The following is a 20,049-nucleotide window of genomic DNA, read 5'->3' on the forward strand; positions in this document are numbered from 1 at the left end:
TGGCGGGGCTCGCCGCATCGCCTTGACGCATGTGGTTGCGGACGACCAGCCCGTCCAGGAGGCCGAACCGGTCGGCCTCCTGGACGGGACGAGCCCTCAGGCGAGATCAGTCGGCGGGCCTGCCGAACCAGCGGGCGAGGTGGCCGTCCAGCTCCTGCTGATCGTCACCGATCCAGGCGACGTGGCCGTCGGGGCGCAGCAGGACGCACGGAACATCCAGCGCGGCCGTGGAATCCGCGAGGTGATCGACCCGGTCCGACCAGCCGCCGGCGCTCAGGCGTTCGGTGCGGTCCAGCAGCAGGCCGCGGCCGCGACGCAGCAGACCGTAGAGACTGCCCTGTTTCAGGTCGATGTCGTGCAGGCGGCGGCCGAGCAGGTCGGGGCCCTCGCCGAAGTCGTAGCGGATGCCGATCGCGCTGATCTTCTCGGTCAGATGGCGGTTCACCTCGTCGAAGTCCATCAGTTCGCTGAGCAGCCTGCGCACGGCCCGCGGGCCCGCTCCGGCGGACTGCAGTTCCATCTGGGCTCGGGTGTTGTCCAGTACGTCCGCGGCGACCGGATGGCGTTCGGCGTGGTAGGTGTCCAGGAGCGTTTCCGGCGCCCAGCCGCGGATCCGCGCGGCCAGTTTCCAGCCGAGGTTGAATGCGTCCTGAACTCCCAGGTTGAGGCCCTGACCGCCGGTGGGCGGATGGATGTGCGCCGCGTCGCCCGCCAGCAGCACCCGGCCGACCCGGTACCGGTCGGCCAGCCGGGTGGCGTCGCCGAAGCGGGACAGCCAGCGCGGGGAGTGCACGCCGAAATCGGTTCCGGCGATGGCGCGCAGCTCCCGTCTGAAGTCCTCGATGGTGGGCGGTTCCGCGCGATCGCTGACCCCGGCGGCGGGGACCACGACGCGATAGGCCCCTCCGCCGAAGGGGCCGAGCGTGAACGCCTTGTGGGTCTCACGGATTTCGGCCACCTTGGCGGCGATCTCCTCCTGCGGTGCGCGCACCTCCATCTCGCCCATCAGCGTGTCGGTGCGTGAGGGCTCGCCGGGAAAACCGACGCCGAGCAGTTTGCGCACCGTGCTGCGTGCGCCGTCACAGCCGACGAGATAGCGCGCCCGCAGCCGTTCTCCGCCGGCCAGTTCGACGGTCACGCCCTCCTCGTCCTGGACGAGACCGGTCACCGCGCGACCACGCCTGACCTGCGCGCCCAGCCCGACCGCGTGTTCTTCGAGCAGGCGCTCGACGACCGGCTGCGGGATTCCCAGCAGATAGGCGTAGGCGGAGTCCAGGCCCGCGGGGGCGGGTTTGCTGATGGCCGCGAAATAGGCTCCGGCCGGACGCCGCCGTCCGTGTTCGAGAACGCGCTCCAGCAGGCCGCGCATCGCCATCAGTTCGAGACTGCGGATATGCAGGCCGACGATGCGGACGAACGAGGCGGGCTCGGTCTCCTTCTCCACGACGAGGACCCGCACATCGTGCAGCCGCAGTTCGGCGGCCAGCATCGCACCGGTCGGCCCGCAGCCAGCGATGATCACGTCGTGGCCGAGGGGCGCGCGGACGTCGCGCTCGGCCGTGTCGTTCGACGACGGCCGGGCGGTGGATCGCGAAGCGTGCATAGGTGTTGCCTTTCGGGAGTGCCCTGATGGTGAGGCGCTCCCGGCGACACCTACGTCAATCGCCCAACCGCGACCGGAAGGGGAGCACCCACGTCGTTACTGCGTTCATGGGTCTCACCTCCTCGGGCGGTGTCACGGCCAACTGGAAGCTACAAGCACGCTCGTCATCCCGTCCACTCCTTTTCACGGTGCCGCGCTGGGAGCGCGGTGGCGTCACGCCCTCGTCCGCCGGTCATCGCTTGTCCATCGCGTGATCGACGGGCGTCCCTCCCGCAAGCGTTTCGGCCGGGGGCCCGGCGAGGCGGTGGGCCAGTTCGGACAGGCCCAGGGCGAGCAGGGCGACCACGGCCGCGGCCGGGGCGAGCCGGTCGGCGCCGAGCCAGCCGATGCCGACCGCACCGGCCATGCCCGACAGGGAGATGGCCAGGTAGAGGATGGCGGCGTTGAGGGAGACATAGACCGAGGCCGAGGCCGGATCCAACGCGATCAGCCGGTGCTGCTGGGGGGTCGTCAGCGCCCAGGCCGGGATTCCGTAGGCGACCACCATCACGGTCGCCGCGGCGAAGGAGTCCGTGGTCAGGGGCATCACCAGCAGCGCCGCGACGAGCAGGACGATCGCGCCGGACGCGACCGCGCGCCCGCCGAGCCGGTCGGCCAGCGTCCCGCCCGCGTAGTTGGCCACCGTGCCGACCAGGCCGAAGACGAACAGCAGCAGGGCCAGCCGGTCGGCGTCTCCGCCGGTCGCGGGTTCGAAGACGGCGGAGATGTAGGTGTAGGGGATGTAGACGGCGGTGAAGCCGACCAGCGTGGTGCCCATCAGGGCGAGCGCGCGCGGGTCGCGCAGCGGGCGCAGCCGCTCGCCGAGGCCCTCGGGCGCCGGGGCGGTGATCCGCTTGGGGATCACCGCCGACACGGTCCCGATGCCGAGGACGGCGAGGGCGGCCAGGAACCACACCGTCGCGCGCCATCCCAGCGTCCCGCCGAGGACGGTCCCGATGGGGGCGCCCAGGGCGGTGGCGGCGGTGAAGCCGGTCATGACCGCGGCGATCGCCCGGCCCCGGCGCTCGGCGGGGACCAGTGCCGCCGCGGTCACCGACGCCGCCGGTACGAACAGTCCGGCCCCCACAGCGGCGACCATCTGCGCGGCCACCAGCGCGGGGAAGCTCGGCGCGAGCGCGGTGGCGGCGTTGCCCGCCAGGTAGACGCCGAGCGCGAGCAGCAGGATGCGGCGCCGCGGCCAGCGGGCGGTCAGCGTGCCGAGGACCGGCGCCAGCAGCGCGCAGACCAGCGCGAACGCGGTGACCACCTGCCCGGCCGCCGCGATCGAGATGTCGAAGGTGTCGCCGAGCAGGGGCAGCATGCCGGCGAGGACGAACTCGTCCGTCCCGACCGCGAAGACTCCGAGTCCGAGGGCGAGCACGCTCCAGCGGGCGTGCCGCGTCCGTCCGTCATCGGCCACCAGGACCTCCAAAACGGTACCGATCGGTTCCATTGACTGCCCGGTACGGTACTGATCGGTTCCGTTTTGGGTCAAGTCGCGGTACTCTCGGCGGTATGCCGACACGAGCCCGCGAACGCCTCGTCCAGGCCGCCGAGGACCTCTTCTACGCCGAGGGCATCCACGCGGTCGGGGTGGAGCGCCTGCTGGAGCGGTCCGGCGTGGGCCGGGCGTCCTTCTACCGCCACTTCGCCAGCAAGGACGACCTGGTGGCGGCGTTCCTGCGGGAGCGGGACGAGACCTGGCGCCGCGCCCTGGCCGAGGACGTCGCCGCGCGCGGCGACGAGCCCCTGGCCGTCTTCGACGCGCTGGAGGCGGGCTTCGGCGACGACTACCGCGGCTGCTCGTTCATCAACGCGATGGCCGAGATCGCCGACACCGACCACGCGGTCTACTCGCTCGCCGAGGACCACAAGCGCGCGGTCACCGGCTACGTCGACGGGCTGCTCGCCAAGGCCGGGTACGCCGAGCACGCCGAACTCGCCGAGCAGTTCGTCCTGCTGCTGGACGGGGCGATCGTGACCGCGCAGCGCCTCCGGACCCCCGAGCCCGCGCGCCGGGCCCGCGCGATCGCCGAGACCCTCCTCGCCAACGCCGGATAGCGGCAGGGTCGCCCTCGGGTGCGGGCGGCGCCCGGCCCACCGCAGGTCGCAACGTGTCCCCGCCGTCACCGCCCGCAGCGGGACTATCTCAAGTACCCAAACATTCAGGGCCAAGACTGGCACACAGCGCAAAGCGGAAGCGGTCGAGCGCGCGGCAGAATTACCTTGATGCCGAGATATCCGACGCCGTCCGCTCGCTCGCGCGCCGCGCTGGCAGGCGGGCACCCCGGCCCGGCGGCGCGGTGCCCCGTCCTGCGACCGCAGACCGCTGACGCGCACGAGATGTGAGGTGGTTGTCATGATCATCGGAGTTCTCAAGGAGGATCCGCCCGGCGAACAGCGGGTGGCGGTGACCCCGGACACCGTTACCGAACTGCAGAAACTCGGGTACGAGGTGGTCGTCGAGCCCGGTGCCGGAGCCGGGGCGGGCTTCCCCGACGACCGCTATGAGGCCGCCGGCGCGGCCGTGGGGTCCGCGACCGCCGCGGACATCGTGCTGGGTGTCAACCCGCCCTCCCCCGAGCGGCTGGACGCGCTGCGACCGGGCACCACGCTGATCGCCCTGCTGAACCCCCGGCTCGATCCGGAGTTCGTCGAGGAACTCGCCAAGCGCCCCATCACGGCGCTCTCCCTGGACGCCGTCCCGCGGATCTCCCGCGCGCAGTCCTTCGACGTCCTGTCCTCGATGGCCAACATCGCGGGCTACCGGGCGGTCATCGAGGCCGCGCACGAGTTCGGGCGGTTCTTCACCGGCCAGGTGACCGCGGCGGGCAAGGTGCCGCCGGCGAAGGTGCTGGTCGCGGGGGCCGGCGTCGCCGGGCTCGCGGCGATCGGCGCGGCGGGCAGCCTGGGCGCGATCGTCCGCGCCACCGACCCGCGGCCGGAGGTCGCCGACCAGGTGCGCTCGCTCGGCGGCGACTACCTCGCCGTCGCCGAGGCCCGGCCGGACGACGCCCCCGACACCGGCTACGCCAAGGAGATGTCGGACGACTACAACGTCCGCGCCGCCGCGCTCTACGCCGACCAGTGCCGCGACGTCGACATCATCGTCACCACCGCGCTCATCCCCGGCAGGCCCGCGCCGAAGCTGATCACCGCCGAGATGGTGGCGACGATGCGTCCGGGCTCGGTGATCGTGGACATGGCCGCCGCCAACGGCGGAAACGTCGAGGGTACGGTCCCCGGCGAGCGGGTGGTCACCGCGAACGGCGTGGTCATCCTCGGCTACACCGACCTGGCCGGACGGCTGCCCGCGCAGGCGTCGCAGCTGTACGGCACCAACCTGCTCAACCTGATGAAGCTGATGACCCCGCAGCGGGACGGCGCGCTCGTCCTGGACTTCGACGACGTCGTGCAACGCTCGATGACCGTCGTCCGCGAGGGTGAACTCACCTGGCCGCCTCCCCCGGTGGCGGTGTCGGCGGCGCCGGTCGCGGCCCCACCGGTGGAGCGGGAGGCCGAGAGGGAGGCCCCGTCCCGCGCGGCGAACCCGGCGCTGCGCCGGCTCGCCGCCGCGGCCGCGGCCGCCGGGCTGTTCGGCCTGGTCGCGCTCTCGCCCGCGGCGCTGCAGGTGCACCTGACCGTGTTCGCGCTGGCCATCGTGATCGGCTACTACGTCATCGGGAACGTGCACCACGCGCTGCACACCCCGCTGATGTCGGTGACCAACGCGATCTCCGGGATCATCGTGGTCGGAGCGCTGGTGCAGATCAGCGCCGGAAACGCGGCGATCACCGTGCTCTCCCTCGCGGCGATCCTGCTCGCGAGCATCAACGTCTTCGGCGGATTCGCGGTCACCCGCCGCATGCTCGCCATGTTCGTCAGGAGCTAGCCGATGACGATCGCGACCTCCGCGACCGCGGCGTACATCGTCGCGGCGCTGTTCTTCATCCGCGCGCTGGCCGGGCTGTCCCGGCACGAGTCCGCGCGCCTGGGCAACACCTACGGCATGCTCGGCATGGCCGTGGCGCTCGCCGCCACCATCGCGCTCACCATCGACGACGGCATCGACGCGCCCGCGTTCGGGCTGCTGGTCGCGGCGATCGCGGTCGGCGCGCTGATCGGCCTGAACCGGGCCCGCGCGGTGGAGATGACCGCGATGCCCGAGCTCATCGCGCTGCTGCACAGCTTCGTCGGGCTGGCCGCCGTCCTGGTCGGCTGGAGCGGCTACCTGCACGTCGAACGCCACCCCGACGGGACGGAGGCGGCCTCGCTCGCCCGCGAGGACATGCTCGGCATCCACAGCGCCGAGGTCTTCATCGGCGTGTTCATCGGCGCCGTCACCCTGACCGGCTCGGTCGTGGCGTTCGGGAAGCTGTCGGGCAGGCTGAAGTCCGCGCCGCTGATGCTGCCGGGCAAGAACCTGCTCAACGTCGCCGCGCTCGCCGCCTTCGTCGCGCTCACCGTCGTCTTCGTCGTCGAACCCCAGGCGTGGGCGCTCGTCGCGGTCACGGCGGTGGCGCTGCTGCTCGGCTGGCACCTGGTCGCCTCCATCGGCGGCGGCGACATGCCGGTGGTGGTCTCCATGCTCAACAGCTATTCGGGATGGGCGGCCGCCGCGTCCGGGTTCCTGCTCGGCAATGACCTTCTGATCATCGTCGGCGCGCTCGTGGGCTCCTCCGGCGCCTACCTGTCGGCCATCATGTGCAAGGCGATGAACCGCTCGTTCATCTCGGTCATCGCCGGCGGTTTCGGGCTCGAAGCGCCCGCCGCGTCCGGCGCCGACCAGGGCCGGCACCGGGAGATCACCGCCGAGGAGACCGCCGAGGCGCTCGCCGGGGCCTCCTCGGTGATCATCACCCCCGGCTACGGCATGGCCGTCGCCCAGGCGCAGGCCCCGGTCGCCGCGCTGACCGAGCGGCTGCGGGAGCGCGGCGTCCAGGTCAGGTTCGGCATCCACCCGGTCGCCGGCCGCCTGCCCGGACACATGAACGTGCTGCTCGCCGAGGCCAAGGTGCCCTACGACCTGGTGCTGGAGATGGACGAGATCAACGACGACTTCGACGCCGCCGACGTGGTCCTGGTGATCGGCGCCAACGACATCGTCAACCCCGCCGCCGAAGACGACCCCACGAGCCCCATCGCCGGAATGCCCGTCCTGGAGGTCTGGAACGCCGCCCGGGTCGTCGTGTTCAAGCGCTCCATGGCCACGGGGTACGCCGGCGTCCAGAACCCGCTGTTCTTCCGCGACAACACCCAGATGCTCTTCGGCGACGCCAAGGAAAGGGTCAACGACATTCTCCAGGCCCTCCAGCACGCCACTCCCCTGGCGACCGCCTCGCGATCCTGATCAGCTCGGCGCGGTGGTCAGCACCAGCTCCGCCCCTCGGGCAGATTCCGCAGCCCGGGGGCGGAGAGGTGCAGAACCTCGTAGTGCTCGGTCGCCTCCTCGTCCGGTGCGGAGGAGTCCGCCCACACCACGAACCGCACCAGTTGCCAATGCCGGGGATCGACGGCCAGCGCGGCGGTGTGGATACCGTCATGGCCGGAGAGCCGCCGCAGTTGTCCGGCCTCCCACTCGATCAGTTCGGAGAGGCCCAGCCCGGTGCCGTCCAGGTCGGGGTCGGAGGGTATCGAGGTGAGGCGGCGCGAGGCCGCCCGGGGAAGTGCCGCACGGGCGGGACCGGCATGGTAGGCGATGCCCGTCCAGTGCCGGACGACGGGGCGGCCGAAGTCGCGGACGATGTTCTGGAACCCTCCCCCGCCGACGAGGAATCGCGCCATCGCGCCGGTGTCGTTCCACAAATAGAAGGGGGCGTACTGGTTGACCGGTGAGCCGTCGATGCCGCGTTCCCGGATGGCATACGCCTTCAGCCCCAGCCCGGCCCGATGGTCGAGGACGTGCCCGCCCTCGGCGACCCGCTTGCGGATGATCTGCATGTCGTAGTCGGCGGGCAGGGTGAGCTCGTACTGCTTCGCATACACGGACGCTGCTGCCTTTCCTTGTGGGCTATCAGCGGACAGGTCGGGCGGCGCGGTACGGAAGACCGGCGTGAATGGACGGGCCCTCTCTACCCGGCAGGGCGGACATGGGCGGTCAGAAGGCCCAGCACCCCGGTGATCGCCTGGTCGAACGGCCGCACGGAACCGGCGGCACGGGCCAGGACGTAGGCGCCCTGCAAGGTCGCGACGATCGTCGCGGCGGTCGCGCGCGGGTCCAGCGCGGCATCCAGTTCGCCGCGCTCGCGCCCCTCCTCCAGCACCTGGGCAAGGCTTTCTCGCAGCCAGGCGAGGGTCTCGTCGACCGGGGCCCGCAACGCGGGGTCGGCCATGACGTCGGGGTCCTGGGTGAGGCGGCCTATCGGGCAGCCCTTGAGAGCGTCCCGCTCCCGGTGGAGGTACGCGGCGACGCGGTCCATGGCGGTCCCCGGCGCGGAGAGCAGCTCCTCGGCCTTGGCGCACATCTCCTCGGCGGTCCGCCGGATCGCGGCGAGCGCCAGATCCGGCTTGCCGGTGAAGTGGTGGTACATGCTGCCCTGCCCGGCCCCGGCCCGCTGCTGGATCGCCTTGGGGCTGGTGCCGACGTAGCCGCGCTCCCAGAGCAGCTCGCGAGTGCTCTCGATCAGGCGGTCCGCAGTGCTCATGCGAGCAGTGTACATACTCGTAGGTACAGGATTGCGGATCGTCGGCGACAGGCGTCCTGGAAATTTCTTCAGAGAAATCCGGGAGGAGGTGTCGGATCGGGGTGGTGGTGTTCGTAGCAGGGGTGAGGCCGCCCACGGGGGGCGGCGCAGAGGTGAAGGATCCGCGATCATGAAGCTGACGACCATGACCCAGGTCACCGTCGACGGGGTGGTGCAGGGCAACGGCGGCGCGTCGGAGGAGGACCGCAGGAACGGGTTCGTGCGCGGCGGCTGGGCCCTGGGGAGGGGTGACGCGGAGACCGACGCCCTTATCAACCGGACCTACCAGCGCGCGGACGCGTTCCTGTTCGGCCGCCGGACCTACGAGCTGTTCGCCGGTTCGTGGGGTTCCTGGACGGCCCGGGACGTCCCCGGTTGGGAGCCCGTCTGGCGGGCGCTGAACACCGCCCCCAAGTACGTGGCGTCGACCACGCTCACCGACCCGGAGTGGGCGGAGACCACCGTCCTGTCCGGGGACGTCGCGGCGGCCGTCCGGGAGTTGAAGGCCCGGCCGGGGGGCGAGGTGCAGGTGCACGGCAGCGGCACCCTGGTCCGGTCGCTGCTGGAGCACGACCTGGTGGACGAGATGACCCTGATCGTGGTCCCGGTGATCCTAGGCCAGGGCACGAGGCTGTTCCCTGAGACCGGCCCGGATCTCGCGCTCGACCTGGTCGAGTCGCGCGTCGACTCCAGGGGCGTGACGACGCAGCTCTACCGGCCGGCCGGACGCCCGACCTACCCGTCGACCGAGGCGGCAAGCCGGTAGACAAGGGGCATGACGCCACAGGAGGTGATCTTGAGATGCGGTACCTGATGTCCGTCGTCCACGACCGGCCCACGCTCGCCACCCCGGACGAGCAAGCCGCGATCGACGTGTTCAACGACCGGCTCCACACCGGGGGCCACTGGGTCTTCGCCGGCGGCCTCGCCGCCCCCGAGACGGCCACCGTCGTCGACAACCGGGACGGGGAGGCGCTGGTCACCGACGGACCGTTCCTGGAGTCCAAGGAGTACCTCGCCGGCTTCTGGATCATCGAGGCGCCCGACCTGGACGTGGCGCTCAGGCTCGCCGCCGACGGGTCGAGGGCCTGCAACCGGAAGGTCGAGGTGCGGCCGTTCCTGTGAGGAGTCCGGCGATCGACGTCCAGGCGGCGCTCACACGGGCGCACCATGAGGAGTGGGCCCGGGTGGTCGCCGGTCTGACCAGGCGTTTCGGTGACCTCGACATCGCCGAGGAGGCGGCCGCCGAGGCGTTCGCGACCGCCGTCCGGCGATGGCCGGCCGAGGGCGTCCCGCCCAACCCCGGCGCCTGGCTGACCACCACCGCCGCCCGCAAGGCCATCGACCGGATCCGGCGCGAGAACAAGCGCGACGACAAGCACAGGGAGGCTCAGATGGTCTACGACGGCCCGCCCGAGACCGTCGGCGCCATCGACGACGACCGGCTCCGGCTGATCTTCACCTGCTGCCATCCCGCGCTGGCCGTGCAGGCCCGCGTGGCGTTGACGCTGCGCATGGTCGGCGGTCTGACCGTGCCCGAGATCGCCCGCGCCTTCCTGGTGCGGGAGACCGCCATGGAACAGCGGATCACCCGCGCGAAGGCCAAGATCAAGGCGGCCCGCGTCCCGTATCGGGTGCCGTCGGCGGAGGACCTCCCGGCGCGCGTGTCCGGGGTGCTCGCCGTCCTGTTCCTGGTGTTCAACGAGGGCTACCTGGCGACCGGCCCCGGCACCGACCCGCTACGTCCCGGCCTGACCGCCGAGGCGATCCGGCTCGCCCGGCTGATCCGCGCCCTCATGCCGGACGACGGCGAGGCGGCCGGACTGCTGGCACTGATGCTGCTCACCGAGGCCCGCGGCACCGCCCGGGTCTCGGCCGACGGGCAACTGGTCCCGCTGGCCGAGCAGGACCGTGGTGCCTGGGATGCCTCGCTGATCGCCGAGGGGCACCGCCTGGTACGCGGGCGCCTCGCCGCCGCCGCGGCGGGGACGGCTCCGGGCCGCTACCAGATCCTGGCGGCGATCAACGCCGTGCACACCTCCGCCCGCGACGTCCGCGACACGGACTGGACGCAGGTCCTCGCCCTCTACGACCAGCTCGTCCGCCTCGACTCCTCGCCGATCATCGCCCTCAACCGGGCCGTCGCGGTCGCCGAACTGGACGGCCCGCAGGTGGCACTGGCGGCCGTGGACCGTCTTGGGGACACGCTGTCCGGCTACCACGCCTACCACGCCACCCGCGCCGACCTGCTGCGCCGCCTGGGCCGGAGCCGGCAGGCGCGCGCGGCGTACGACAAGGCCATCGACCTGGCGGGCAACACCGCCGAGACCGCCTACCTGACCCGCCGCCGCGATCAACCGCACTGACCGCGACGCGTGCGGGCGTCGGCGAGGACGGGGTTCTGAGTCGACCGGTGAGAGGCGCTCCCCCGCGATCCCAGATCAGGCCGTTCGGCTGTGAACGGAGAGCACGGCGCCGAGTGCGGTGGCGCCGTCGAGGAGGGCCCTCGACCGAGCGGTGATGCCGGCGTCCCTGGCGGCCAGCGCGGTGGCGACGTCCCGCGAACGGCGGGTGCGCCGCAGCTCCGGCATGATCGCTCGAAGGGGCGGGATGCGGTATCCGGCCTTGCGCAGCTGGTGGACGATCCGCGCGTCCCGCACCTGGGCCGGCGTGTATCGCCGCGTTCCGCGCACGGGGTCGCGGTCCGGAACGACGAGTTCCTCCGCGTGCCAGTGCCGCAACGTCGAAGGGCGCACGCCGAGGGCGGCGGCGAGTTCGGAGACGCTCATCGAGTCCGACGCGTGCACGTCCTCGATCGGTTCGCTGGAGATCGCCTCGGCGGCCTCCTCGGCCTGCCTCAGTTCCACGCGTTCCACATCGAGCCGTGCGTGCGCCGCGTCGAGAAGGGCGAGTGCCTGTGAGAGGGGGCGCTCGTGGAAGGCCCGGACGATCTTCTTTGCCTCACTCGGTCCCGCCCCCGCCGCGAGGGCCCGGTAGGCCAGTGCTGAGTGCAGGTGCACCTCTCCGTAGATCCGGTAGCCCGTGGCCGTCCGCGTCGCGGGTGGGAGCACACCGTCCCGCTCAAGGTTGCGAACCTGCTGGACGGAGTACCCGGCGCGCCGTGCGACATCAGCGGTCCGCATACCGCCCGATTTGAGACTTGGCATACCGGCACCCCCTTGCCTCCGCGTCAAAGTCTCCACATGCACTTCAATGCAACGCTAGAGCACATGACCATCGAGGAGATCATCGGCTTCGTGGACGGGCTGGACGGCGTCCTGACCCTCAGGCCCGCGCCCGGCGACGGGACGCCGGAGATCAGCTGGGGCGACACGTTCTTCTACTACGCGCCTGACGGGACCACCCCGGTGACGACTCAACCTTTCGCGACCGTCGTGACCAAGAACTACCCCGACGACGAGGCGTCGCGTCTGGACCGGCCGGACACCTTCCGCGTGAACATCGCCGCCGGGAAGGAGGCGTTCGTCCAGTGGACCGGTCACGCACCACGCGAGGCGGCCTCCGCCGGGTCCGACCCGAGCGCCACCGACACCGTGATCGCGCACCCCGTCTACGGCACCGCCGGCTGGCTGGCAGTGGTGAACCCGGGCGGGCGCACTGAAGCCCCGACCCGTGAACTGCTGCGTACCGCGTACCAGCTCGCACGCTCACGCCATGAGCGACGTGCTGGATGAGGGATCCACGGTCTTCCCTCTACTCCGAAGGGTTCGGCCCCGTAGTGGCCAGTGCCGGTGGACAACTGGAGCCGTCCACCGGCTGATGGCTTCGCACGAACGTGTGGGCAGTGGTCGTCAGCCTTGCAGAAACGTGCGTACTTGCCGGGCGACCGGTTCGGGTGCCATCCAGAACGCGGAATGGTCCTGGTCGGGCAGGGTCAGCACGGTGACGTCCGGCAGGATCTTGGCCAATGCGTGGGCGCCCTCGCGGATGAACGCCTCGCCGTTGCCGCCGACGGCCACTGCGACCGGGGCGTCGATCGACCAGCGGTCGGCGGGCAGCGGTCTGCCGTCTTGGAGGCCGCGCAGGATCTGGCCGTCGTAGGCATAGGTGTGGGCGTACTCGGCCATCGCGTCCCAGGACGGGTCCTGCTTCATCGCCGGGATGAACTCGGCCGGGACACCGACCATCTCGGTCATGAAGTACTCGACGGCCTCGCCACGCCGGCCCGCCGCGACCAACGCCTGCTGGTGTTCGAGGTAGTCGGCGGGCGCCGGAGTCCGGGATTCATCGACGATGAACGGCGGCTCATACAGATAGAGCCCGGTCACCTTGCCGCCCAGCGCGTCGGCGGCGTCGAGGGCGAGCCCGCAGGCACCGGATCCGCTGGCCAGGGCCGCCGAGCCGCCGGCGACATCGATCAGCGCGGCGATGTCGTCGATCTCGCGCGCCGGGTCGTAGGGCTGCGGGTCGCCGCTGGCGCCGCGACCGCGGCGGTCGAAGCTGATCACGGTGAAATGTTCGGACAGCGCCGCGGCCAGGCCGGCGACACCGGTGTGGTCCTCGGCGACGTTGCTGATCACGATGATCGCGGGACCCGAACCGGTCTTCTCGTAGGCGATCGTCGTTCCGTCGGCGGAGGCGACGGTGGGAAGGCCGGACATATCGAGTTACTCCTTGGTTGTTGGTGCGCCGGCGTGATCGCCGTCGATGTCGTCCAGCAGGTCGGCGAGTCGTCCGAGAGCCTCGGCGTATCCCTCGGCCATCTGGAGCTCAACGGCCCGCCGCAGCGCGTGGCCGTCGGGAAAGCTCGCCGCGACCTCGACGGCGCAGCCGGTCCCGGTCGAGGCGAAGGCCACCGCGGTCGGAAAGGTGCCCGTGTCGTCGGGCCGCCACCCCTGGTCGGCGAAAGCGGCGTCGTAGCGCAGCTCGGCACGCGCGTCGACCACCTGGTAGCTGGCGACGCTGCGGACCGGGTCGGCGGATCGGTCCTCCGGCGCGATCTGGAACCGCCAGCGTCCGCCCGGCCGCACGTCCATCTCATAGACGGTCGTGGCCCAGCCCTGCGGACCCCACCAGCGGCTGATCGCCTCGGCGTCCGTCCAGGCCCACCAGACACGGTCGACGCCGGCGGTGTAGGTGCGCCTGATGCGCACGGTGTTGCTCGCCTCGTCGATCACGATGCCCTCGGCCATCCTCAAGTTCCTTCCTGGCCCGTCTCGTCGGGTACCCGGTCGCCGTCTTCGAGGAAGGAGCCGAGACGGTCCATCCGTTCCGACCACAGGACGGCGAATCCCTGCACCCAGTCGCCCAACTCGCGCATCGACCCGGTGTTCAGCCGGTAGATCCGCTGCTGCGCCCGTTTGGTCACCTCGACCACACCCGCCTCGGCGAGCAGCCGCAGATGCCGGGACACCTGCGGCTGGCCCAGGCCCAGCGCGTCGACGATTCCGCCCACCGGCAGCGGGCCGTCCTTGAGCAACTCGACGATCCGGAACCGATTCGGCTCCGAGATCGCCGTCAACCGCTGTTGCACACTGTTGACCACCCCTCGAACATACATCAGTGTGTATATATACACAAGTGCATATTCGAGTTGACTCAGAGCTGCGGGCGTCTGAAGATCGAGTCGCCGGACGGATGGACCGGATCGTGCGCGAGTCCTGCCTACAGGGTTGCCGGCAGATGCGGTGCGGTCGCCGTGAGAACCGTCCACGGCCAAGGACGGAGCAACACGCGGGCAGAGCGTAAGGCCGAGAAGGCGATCGGTTTCAACGCTCCCCGGTCGGCGCCGGACGCCGCAGACCCATGCGGCGCGGTTCGGCGCCGGCGGGTCAGCCCTCTCCCCCGGACGCCGGGCCGGTTCGGCCGCCGTAGGTGGCGATCTTGTATTCCGTCGCCGCCAGCGACAGGGTCAGCTCCTTGAGCTGCCGGCGGATCGTGTCGCGGTGTTCGAGCAGGAGGTCAAGTCGCTCGGGGACGGTGTCGTCGCCCTCGTCGGCCAGCCGCATGTAGTGCTGAAGGTCGCGCATGGCCATCCCGGACAGGCGCATGCGGGTCAGGAACACCAGTCTCCGTACCGCCGCCGCGTCGTAGCTGCGGTGGCCGCTGGCGTCGCGGGCCACCTCGACCAGCCCGATCCGCTCGTAGTAGCGCAGCGTGTGCGGCGACATGTCGAGCAGGTCGGCGACCTCCGTGATGGTCATGGGTTCGTTGGCGGCGCCGACGTCGACGAGGCGGTGGATCACCTCGACCGACATCGGGCCGTCGACCTCGTCGAGGGCGGCGAGCGCCCTCGACATCAGATCGTCCGTGGCCATGACACCACTCTAGATCGGCCGGGCGGACGCGGAGGCTCCGGGGAAGTCGGCGGCACGCGCGGTAGGAGCCCAGCGTTCGAGCTCCTCCAGGTTCCGCCGGTAGGACCTTCCGATGCGCTCGACCGCCTCCCGCCCGAGCGGAAGGCGCAGCGGCAGCTCGTCACCGCCGACCAGGTCCACGATGATCTCCGCGGCCCGCACTGGATCGCCTTCCTGGATCCCGTCGGCGCTCGCCATGTCGTTGCGGACGGCTTCCAGCAGCCCGTTGTACGCGGCGCTGGCGTCGGCGACCCCGAGCACGTCGGGCGCGTTGAACGAGGTGCGGAACCGGCTCGGCTCGACGATCATCACCCGGACCCCGAACGGCGCGACCTCGCCGGCCAGCGCCTCCGACCAGCCTTCGAGCGCGAACTTGCCTGCCGAGTACGCGCCGACGCCGGGGAAGGAGGTGCGCCCGCCCTGGCTGCTCATCTGCACGATCGTGCCCGACCCCTGCTCGCGAAAGTACGGCAGGACGGCCCGCACGAGCGCCGCCGGACCCAGCAGGTGCAGTTCCAAAGACGCGCGAAGCTCCTCTGCGCCGACCTCCTCGGCAGCGCCGACGACGCCGCGACCGGCGTTGTTCACCAGCACGTCCACCCGGCCGAACCGGTCGACCGCAGACTGCACGACGTCCCCGGCGCGCCCGGTGTCGCGCACGTCGAGCTCGGCGACCAGCACCTGGTCGCGGTGGGCGTCCGCGAGGTCGGCCACCGACAGGGGCCGCCGCACGGCCAGCACCACGTTGTCGCCCCGCCCGACCGCGCACTCGGCGATGGCGCGGCCGAAGCCCGCCGACGCACCGGTGATGATCCATGTCCGCTGAGTTCCAGATTGAGCTGTCATGCCGACGACGCTAGGAGTTCGAGCGCGCTCAAACGCAAGCGGATCGTCCGGCACCCCACATCGTCCCTCGTCCCCGCGCCCAGGACCGAATACGCCCCCCACGGACCAACGTCGCCCCAGGTTCGCTGAGGATCCTCCAGTCCCCCCGCGAACCCTGGAGTCTCCAGCCCCGCCTAGCCCGTGCTACCAGCCCTAAACGGGAGTACCTGGCAGCCGGAGACACGATCGGGAGCGGGCCCGGAGTCCACCATCAGCGGCAGCCGATGAGCGTCGCGCTGGTGTTGCGGCCGTGGGAGCTGCACGCGGGCGGCGCCGAGCACCGCGACCAGGCGGAGAAGGGCCGTGTCGAGCTCGGCGCTCCCGGTTGCCCTCTGGTGACGGACGCTCAGCGATGGCTGGGCACGCCGGTCAGTCGATGCCTTCGATGATGCGGAAGTCGCGCTCGAAGCCGTCGGGGAGGGCCACCAGCGCCTTCTGGTACGCCTCGCTCTCGTATGCCGCGACGGCCTGTTCGAAGCTGTCGAACTCGATCAGGACGACGCGTTGCGTGGTACCGGCCTCGTGGGCGACGATTCGACCGCCATTTGCCGGGAGGAGGGACAGGAGGCGCCCGCCCCCAGCCTGGACAGCCGCCCCGGCCAGTTCGTCGTAGGCGGCCAGCTCCTCCGGGTCGGAAATGGCGGGGTAGACACTGACCCAGTAGCCCTTAGCCATGGAAACCTCCTGCGTTCGGCCGACCATGTCCGACTTCGAATCGACACTCAGGCCGATCGGTCCCTGCGATGGGTGCTGCGCTCGGTTGAATCGTCATATGCGCAGGTTAGAGCTTGATGGACGGTCGAGGGAAAGACCGGTACGCGATAGACTAAGAACGGATCGTTATCAATCGGCAGGGAGGCCACGTGGCGCCGGACACGGTGAGCCTGCGGTACTTCCTTGTTCTGGCGCAGGAGTTGAACTTCACCCGCGCGGCCGCACGGATCGGTATCGCACAGCCCGCACTCAGCGCCCGGATGCGCCGGTTGGAGGCGGAACTCGGTACGGCCCTACTGGTCCGCAACACGCGTAGCGTCGCATTGACCACGGCCGGTACGGCTTTGGCGGAGTCCGCGCCGCCCGCGCTGGCGGCGCTGGACCGGGCCTGGGACGCCGCCCGGAGCGCGGCGGCCGGTGAACTGGGCACGCTGCGCATCGGATACAGCCTCAGCGCCGGGGCAGAGACGGCACCGGCCCTGGTGGACAGGCTGATGCGCGGCAACAGCGGAGTTGAGGTCGGCGCCGTCCCGATGGCGACACCGGAGATCTCCCTTGCGGTCGCCGACGGCCGCATTGATGCCGGGATCACCCGAGGTGAACAGCCGGGCCGTGGGGTGCGCCGGTTCCTGCTGCGGCGTCAGCGCATCGGTGTCCAGCTGTCGCAACACCATCCGTTGGCCGAACACCCCGAGATCGAGATCGCCGACGCGGCCGCCTATCCACTGCGACTCCCGGACCGTACGGCCAACCCCGTGGTCCACGATCAGCTGTCCGCACTGTTCCAGGACACCCGACCACGCCCCCGATTCCACACGGCCGCTGTCTCCTTCGACATGTCTCAGCGCGACCTGCGCGATGGGGTCACGCTCGCCCCGGCCGGGGAATCCGCGGCCACGGCATCACCGGCCGGTCTCACCTGGCGACCGCTGCGGGGCGCGCCCAGCTTGACGTTCCACCTGGTCCTCCCGCGCGAGCAGTCGCCCCTTCACCGCCGCATCCGCGCCGCCGCCAAGAGCCTGGCGCACGAGCTGCACTGGCTGCCGGACTGACGCGTAAACGGACGTCTGCAAGACCCTCGCGGAAATGCCCTGGGGGCTCCCTCGGAGGTGCACAGGTCCGGCCCAAGCGCGAGACGGACCTCGTAGCCGTCGAGCACGCCCACGCCGCCTCGGCGTAGTTTCAGGAGAAAGGGCCTGGTCAAAGCCCTACGTCGTCCAGGGCGTTGTTGGCCCATGCCGAGCCGCGCCGCCAGTAGCGGAACACCATCGCCAGGCTGTTCCAGCGGCCGTGCTCCTGGATGGTGGAGGGGGCCGCACCGGACTCTGCGGCGGCGGTGGCCGCTCCGGCGCGCAGCCCGTGGAAGGTGTACCTGGCGGCGTCGTCCAGGTCGGCGCGCCGGGCAGCGTCGCGCACGATCGTGTTGAGCGTCTCGTCGCTGATCCGGCCGGCGCCGCGACCGGCATAGCCGGACGTACCGGCCAGGTGGTCGTGCCTGTCGATGCCGCGTAGCAGCGGGCCGCTGGTGATGCCGTGCGCGTCCAATGTGGCCACCCAGCTGCGGAGCAGGGCGACCGGGTCGGTCTGCGGACGGCGTCCTGGTTTGAGGATCACCTCTCGGCCGATCGCGTCCTGGTCGGACTTGGATCGCCGCACGCCGACGATCAGGCCGCGCCCGGTGAACGTCAGATCCTCGATGTCCAGGGCGGCGACTTCCGAGCGGCGGCCCATCATGGCGAAGCCGAGGACGAGGACGGCCTGGTCGCGCTCGGCGCGCAGCGGGCTGATCCGGTGCGCCTCCGCGGCCGAGCCGATCGCGTCGATCATGGCGCGGAGCCCGCCGAGGTCGATCTCCGGGGCGCGGCGGGCCCGGTAGCGGCGCGCCGGATCGGGATCGCTGGCGCGCTCCCTGCGGTAGGCGCGCAGCGCCATGCGGGCCAGCCGGGCGTCGCAGTCGTGTCCGGCGAGCTTGTGCGCCGACTGCACGCAGCTGAGCATCGCGTCGATGGTCGAGGGGGCGGGCGGGCGGCCGTACTGGGTGGTGGTGCCGGTCAGGTGATGCATGTACTCCGCAAGCGTCTCCCGGGTGGCGGGCAGCGCGGTCCGGCCTGTCAGCTCGCACCAGCGAGTGAAGGTGGCCCAGTGTCGCGTGTAGGCCCTGCTGGTGTTGTCGGCCAGCCCGGCCATGACGCGTGCGGCTGCGGCGGGCGACAGACCATGGTCCGGATCTACCGGTTGCTCGATCGGAGGGATGACCGCGGACGTCCCGACGGCGGTCTGCATGGCGAGAGGCTCGCGGTTGTCGCCGAGAGTGGACATGGCTGGTGGTCTCCGTGATGAACGCAGATGGTGGTTAGGAGATCCGGTGGCGACCCGGCACAGGTCGCGGCACGCCGTCGTCCCGTGACACTGCTCGCATGATCAACCCTCCTGAGGCGACGGCGCAGGTTCCACGAGCCTAGCCGATGATCTTGAATCTGGTTGGGGTTAAGTCTGCATTAACCCCAACCAGATGCTGAGGCCGAAATAGGTTTCGCGAAACCCTGAAACCTGATCGCGGTTTCGCGAAACATCCCCTAGAGTAGTGATCATGCGCTCCGAACCTGATCGGGCCTCGGTCAACGTCCCGTCCGGTGTCCAGCTCGCGGACGAGGTGGTCACCGCGCCTGGCGCCGCACCGGATCCGGATGCTCCGTACGGGCGGTGCAAGCAGTGCCAGGAACCGCTCCCCGCGCCCGCGGGTACCGGCCGACGCCGCGAGTACCACCGCAGCGGGGAGGGACCCGGCGGGCAGGACTGCAAGGAGGCCGCGCGGCGGGCCCGTGACTCGGCCGTCGGAGCCGCCCTCGCCCAGCCGCTGCAAACGCTCATCGCATGGACCGACCGGGAGGAGGCGGCCCGCCGCGCCCACGCGCGGCTGCTGCGCGAGACCGCCGACCGCGACGAGAAGCACGCCGAAGCCCTCACCGAACTCAAAGAGACTCTGGCCGCGCGCAACAGCGAGCTTGAAAACGAGATCGCTCAGGCCCGTGACGCCGTGACCGAGGCCGACAATGCCCGCAGGTCCGCCGAACGCCGCGAGCAGACCGCCCGCGACCAGGCCGACGCAGCCCGCGACGCCGTCCGGCAGGCCGACGAGCGCGCCGCCGAGGCCGCCGAGCGGACCCGCCTGGCAGAACGCGCCGCGGCCGCCGAGCAGGTCGCCCGGGCCAAGGCCGAGCAGGAGACCACCGAGGCCATCAAGAGCGGGAACCAGGCCCGCGCCGCACTGGAGGAGACCAGGCGCCGCCTCGCCGAGACCGAGGCGCACCTGCGGCGGGTCCAAGGCGAGTTGGGGCGCGTACGGGACGAGCGCGATGATCGAGCCGCCCGGCTGGAGGCATCGACCGCCGACCTGGCAGCCACCCGTCAAGCCCTCACCGAGAAGGACGCGGTGATCGGCGACCTCACCACGCGGTTGGAACACGCCGAGCAGCAGACCGACGCCGTCCGCCGGCAGGGCGTCCAGGACCTGCGAACCGCCCGCGAAGCGGCCGAGCGTGAGGTCGGCCAGGCCCGCTCCCGGCAGTTGGATGCCGAAGAGGCGGCCGAACGCATGCGTGGGGAACGCGATCAGGCCCGCACCGACCTGGCCGTAACCCAGGCCGGACACCGCGCCCAACTCCAGGCATTGGAACGCGATCGCGCCGCAGCCCGCGCCGAGGCCGACGCGCAACGCGAACGCGCCGTTACCGCCGAACAGCAGGCCGCCTCACGACACCCTTCGGACCGGCCCGGGGTTTGAAGCCTGAGCGGCGACCAGGAAAGA

Annotated in this window: 21 protein-coding genes; 9 read left to right on the top strand and 12 right to left on the bottom strand. The window is 71.1% G+C overall.

Translation table 11 applies throughout. The features are described 5' to 3' along the window. Nucleotides 1-106 precede the first annotated feature (106 nt). Both rox and KLI87_RS28860 read right to left on the bottom strand, forming a co-directional pair. Nucleotides 107-1,522: a rifampin monooxygenase gene (gene rox / locus KLI87_RS28855; RefSeq protein ID WP_308166271.1), complete on the bottom strand. Its 1,416-nt coding sequence runs from the start codon at nt 1,520-1,522 to the stop codon at nt 107-109. Nucleotides 1,523-1,835: 313 nt separating this feature from the next. After that, a complete protein-coding gene (locus KLI87_RS28860) occupies nt 1,836-3,062 on the bottom strand; it encodes an MFS transporter (RefSeq protein ID WP_308166272.1) in 1,227 nt (408 codons plus the stop codon). A gap of 95 nt (nt 3,063-3,157) precedes the next feature. Here KLI87_RS28860 and KLI87_RS28865 point away from each other — a divergent pair, with 95 nt between their 5' ends. The 3 genes from KLI87_RS28865 (at nt 3,158) to pntB (ending at nt 6,992) form a co-directional block, all read left to right on the top strand. Further along, nucleotides 3,158-3,703, top strand: coding sequence for a TetR/AcrR family transcriptional regulator (locus KLI87_RS28865; protein WP_156216428.1), 546 nt, complete (start codon nt 3,158-3,160; stop codon nt 3,701-3,703). 298 nt (nt 3,704-4,001) lie between these two features. After that, nucleotides 4,002-5,534, top strand: a complete 1,533-nt coding sequence (locus tag KLI87_RS28870) for a Re/Si-specific NAD(P)(+) transhydrogenase subunit alpha (RefSeq protein ID WP_214619457.1) — start codon at nt 4,002-4,004, stop codon at nt 5,532-5,534. A 3-nt stretch (nt 5,535-5,537) separates the two neighbouring features. Next, nucleotides 5,538-6,992 (top strand): Re/Si-specific NAD(P)(+) transhydrogenase subunit beta, encoded by a 1,455-nt coding sequence (pntB, locus tag KLI87_RS28875; protein WP_214619458.1) that lies wholly within the window; start codon nt 5,538-5,540, stop codon nt 6,990-6,992. Nucleotides 6,993-7,009: 17 nt separating this feature from the next. Here pntB and KLI87_RS28880 read toward each other — a convergent pair whose 3' ends face one another. Together KLI87_RS28880 and KLI87_RS28885 are read right to left on the bottom strand one after the other, a co-directional pair. Next, the gene (locus KLI87_RS28880; RefSeq protein WP_214619459.1) at nt 7,010-7,627 is read right to left on the bottom strand and encodes a DUF4865 family protein; all 618 of its coding nucleotides are present in this window, start codon (nt 7,625-7,627) and stop codon (nt 7,010-7,012) included. A gap of 86 nt (nt 7,628-7,713) precedes the next feature. Then, nucleotides 7,714-8,286 (bottom strand): TetR/AcrR family transcriptional regulator, encoded by a 573-nt coding sequence (locus KLI87_RS28885; protein WP_250904306.1) that lies wholly within the window; start codon nt 8,284-8,286, stop codon nt 7,714-7,716. A 169-nt stretch (nt 8,287-8,455) separates the two neighbouring features. Between KLI87_RS28885 and KLI87_RS28890 the strand changes: the two genes are divergently transcribed. The 3 genes from KLI87_RS28890 to KLI87_RS28900 are packed head-to-tail and all read left to right on the top strand — an operon-like array spanning nt 8,456 to nt 10,691. Continuing rightward, nucleotides 8,456-9,091 carry a dihydrofolate reductase family protein gene (locus KLI87_RS28890; protein WP_214619461.1) on the top strand — a complete coding sequence of 212 codons (636 nt, stop codon included), beginning with the start codon at nt 8,456-8,458 and terminating at the stop codon, nt 9,089-9,091. 35 nt (nt 9,092-9,126) lie between these two features. Then, a complete protein-coding gene (locus KLI87_RS28895) occupies nt 9,127-9,450 on the top strand; it encodes a YciI family protein (protein WP_214619462.1) in 324 nt (107 codons plus the stop codon). Continuing rightward, nucleotides 9,447-10,691: an RNA polymerase sigma factor gene (locus KLI87_RS28900; protein WP_214619463.1), complete on the top strand. Its 1,245-nt coding sequence runs from the start codon at nt 9,447-9,449 to the stop codon at nt 10,689-10,691. Before KLI87_RS28895 ends, KLI87_RS28900 begins: the two co-directional genes overlap by 4 nt. 75 nt (nt 10,692-10,766) lie before the next feature. Here KLI87_RS28900 and KLI87_RS28905 read toward each other — a convergent pair whose 3' ends face one another. Next, nucleotides 10,767-11,468, bottom strand: a complete 702-nt coding sequence (locus tag KLI87_RS28905; RefSeq protein WP_214619464.1) for a MerR family transcriptional regulator — start codon at nt 11,466-11,468, stop codon at nt 10,767-10,769. An 87-nt stretch (nt 11,469-11,555) separates the two neighbouring features. Between KLI87_RS28905 and KLI87_RS28910 the strand changes: the two genes are divergently transcribed. Further along, nucleotides 11,556-12,020: a DUF6194 family protein gene (locus KLI87_RS28910; RefSeq protein WP_214619465.1), complete on the top strand. Its 465-nt coding sequence runs from the start codon at nt 11,556-11,558 to the stop codon at nt 12,018-12,020. A gap of 117 nt (nt 12,021-12,137) precedes the next feature. On the opposite strand, the gene KLI87_RS28915 is transcribed toward KLI87_RS28910, so the two are convergent. The 6 genes from KLI87_RS28915 to KLI87_RS28940 all read right to left on the bottom strand — a co-directional run bounded on the left by KLI87_RS28915 (nt 12,138) and on the right by KLI87_RS28940 (nt 16,202). Further along, nucleotides 12,138-12,947 carry an alpha/beta fold hydrolase gene (locus tag KLI87_RS28915; RefSeq protein ID WP_214619466.1) on the bottom strand — a complete coding sequence of 270 codons (810 nt, stop codon included), beginning with the start codon at nt 12,945-12,947 and terminating at the stop codon, nt 12,138-12,140. A 6-nt stretch (nt 12,948-12,953) separates the two neighbouring features. Beyond that, on the bottom strand, nt 12,954-13,478 hold the full coding sequence (locus KLI87_RS28920) for an SRPBCC domain-containing protein (protein WP_214619467.1): 525 nt from the start codon (nt 13,476-13,478) through the stop codon (nt 12,954-12,956). 2 nt (nt 13,479-13,480) lie between these two features. Beyond that, a complete protein-coding gene (locus KLI87_RS28925) occupies nt 13,481-13,831 on the bottom strand; it encodes a helix-turn-helix transcriptional regulator (protein WP_214619468.1) in 351 nt (116 codons plus the stop codon). 286 nt (nt 13,832-14,117) lie between these two features. Next, nucleotides 14,118-14,603 carry a MerR family transcriptional regulator gene (locus KLI87_RS28930; protein ID WP_156216416.1) on the bottom strand — a complete coding sequence of 162 codons (486 nt, stop codon included), beginning with the start codon at nt 14,601-14,603 and terminating at the stop codon, nt 14,118-14,120. 9 nt (nt 14,604-14,612) lie between these two features. Next, nucleotides 14,613-15,488 carry an SDR family NAD(P)-dependent oxidoreductase gene (locus KLI87_RS28935; RefSeq protein ID WP_214619469.1) on the bottom strand — a complete coding sequence of 292 codons (876 nt, stop codon included), beginning with the start codon at nt 15,486-15,488 and terminating at the stop codon, nt 14,613-14,615. Between the two features lie 408 nt (nt 15,489-15,896). Continuing rightward, a complete protein-coding gene (locus KLI87_RS28940; RefSeq protein ID WP_214619470.1) occupies nt 15,897-16,202 on the bottom strand; it encodes a DUF1330 domain-containing protein in 306 nt (101 codons plus the stop codon). A 188-nt stretch (nt 16,203-16,390) separates the two neighbouring features. On the opposite strand from KLI87_RS28940, the gene KLI87_RS28945 reads away from it, so the two are divergent. Then, complete coding sequence (locus KLI87_RS28945) at nt 16,391-17,293, top strand: LysR substrate-binding domain-containing protein (RefSeq protein ID WP_214619471.1); 903 nt, start codon at nt 16,391-16,393, stop codon at nt 17,291-17,293. A 148-nt stretch (nt 17,294-17,441) separates the two neighbouring features. Here KLI87_RS28945 and KLI87_RS28950 read toward each other — a convergent pair whose 3' ends face one another. Continuing rightward, nucleotides 17,442-18,560, bottom strand: a complete 1,119-nt coding sequence (locus KLI87_RS28950) for a tyrosine-type recombinase/integrase (RefSeq protein WP_214619472.1) — start codon at nt 18,558-18,560, stop codon at nt 17,442-17,444. Nucleotides 18,561-18,831: 271 nt separating this feature from the next. Between KLI87_RS28950 and KLI87_RS28955 the strand changes: the two genes are divergently transcribed. After that, entirely contained in the window at nt 18,832-20,025 is a 1,194-nt protein-coding gene (locus KLI87_RS28955; RefSeq protein WP_214619473.1) for a hypothetical protein, read from the top strand. Nucleotides 20,026-20,049: the final 24 nt, after the last annotated feature.

The organism is Actinomadura sp. NEAU-AAG7 (genome assembly GCF_018603865.1).
GTDB classification, from domain to species: Bacteria; Actinomycetota; Actinomycetes; order Streptosporangiales; family Streptosporangiaceae; genus Spirillospora; species Spirillospora litoris.

Bases quoted from the DNA above. Each gene is read 5' to 3' on its own strand.
- KLI87_RS28940 (WP_214619470.1), bottom strand. From the start codon at position 16,202: ATGGCTAAGGGCTACTGGGTCAGTGTCTACCCCGCCATTTCCGACCCG.
- KLI87_RS28865 (WP_156216428.1), top strand. From the start codon at position 3,158: ATGCCGACACGAGCCCGCGAACGCCTCGTCCAGGCCGCCGAGGACCTC.
- pntB (WP_214619458.1), top strand. From the start codon at position 5,538: ATGACGATCGCGACCTCCGCGACCGCGGCGTACATCGTCGCGGCGCTG.
- KLI87_RS28920 (WP_214619467.1), bottom strand. From the start codon at position 13,478: ATGGCCGAGGGCATCGTGATCGACGAGGCGAGCAACACCGTGCGCATC.
- KLI87_RS28950 (WP_214619472.1), bottom strand. From the start codon at position 18,560: ATGTCCACTCTCGGCGACAACCGCGAGCCTCTCGCCATGCAGACCGCC.
- KLI87_RS28905 (WP_214619464.1), bottom strand. From the start codon at position 11,468: ATGCGGACCGCTGATGTCGCACGGCGCGCCGGGTACTCCGTCCAGCAG.
- KLI87_RS28895 (WP_214619462.1), top strand. From the start codon at position 9,127: ATGCGGTACCTGATGTCCGTCGTCCACGACCGGCCCACGCTCGCCACC.
- KLI87_RS28915 (WP_214619466.1), bottom strand. From the start codon at position 12,947: ATGTCCGGCCTTCCCACCGTCGCCTCCGCCGACGGAACGACGATCGCC.
- KLI87_RS28885 (WP_250904306.1), bottom strand. From the start codon at position 8,286: ATGAGCACTGCGGACCGCCTGATCGAGAGCACTCGCGAGCTGCTCTGG.
- KLI87_RS28890 (WP_214619461.1), top strand. From the start codon at position 8,456: ATGAAGCTGACGACCATGACCCAGGTCACCGTCGACGGGGTGGTGCAG.
- KLI87_RS28935 (WP_214619469.1), bottom strand. From the start codon at position 15,488: ATGACAGCTCAATCTGGAACTCAGCGGACATGGATCATCACCGGTGCG.
- KLI87_RS28930 (WP_156216416.1), bottom strand. From the start codon at position 14,603: ATGGCCACGGACGATCTGATGTCGAGGGCGCTCGCCGCCCTCGACGAG.
- KLI87_RS28955 (WP_214619473.1), top strand. From the start codon at position 18,832: ATGCGCTCCGAACCTGATCGGGCCTCGGTCAACGTCCCGTCCGGTGTC.
- KLI87_RS28910 (WP_214619465.1), top strand. From the start codon at position 11,556: ATGACCATCGAGGAGATCATCGGCTTCGTGGACGGGCTGGACGGCGTC.
- KLI87_RS28870 (WP_214619457.1), top strand. From the start codon at position 4,002: ATGATCATCGGAGTTCTCAAGGAGGATCCGCCCGGCGAACAGCGGGTG.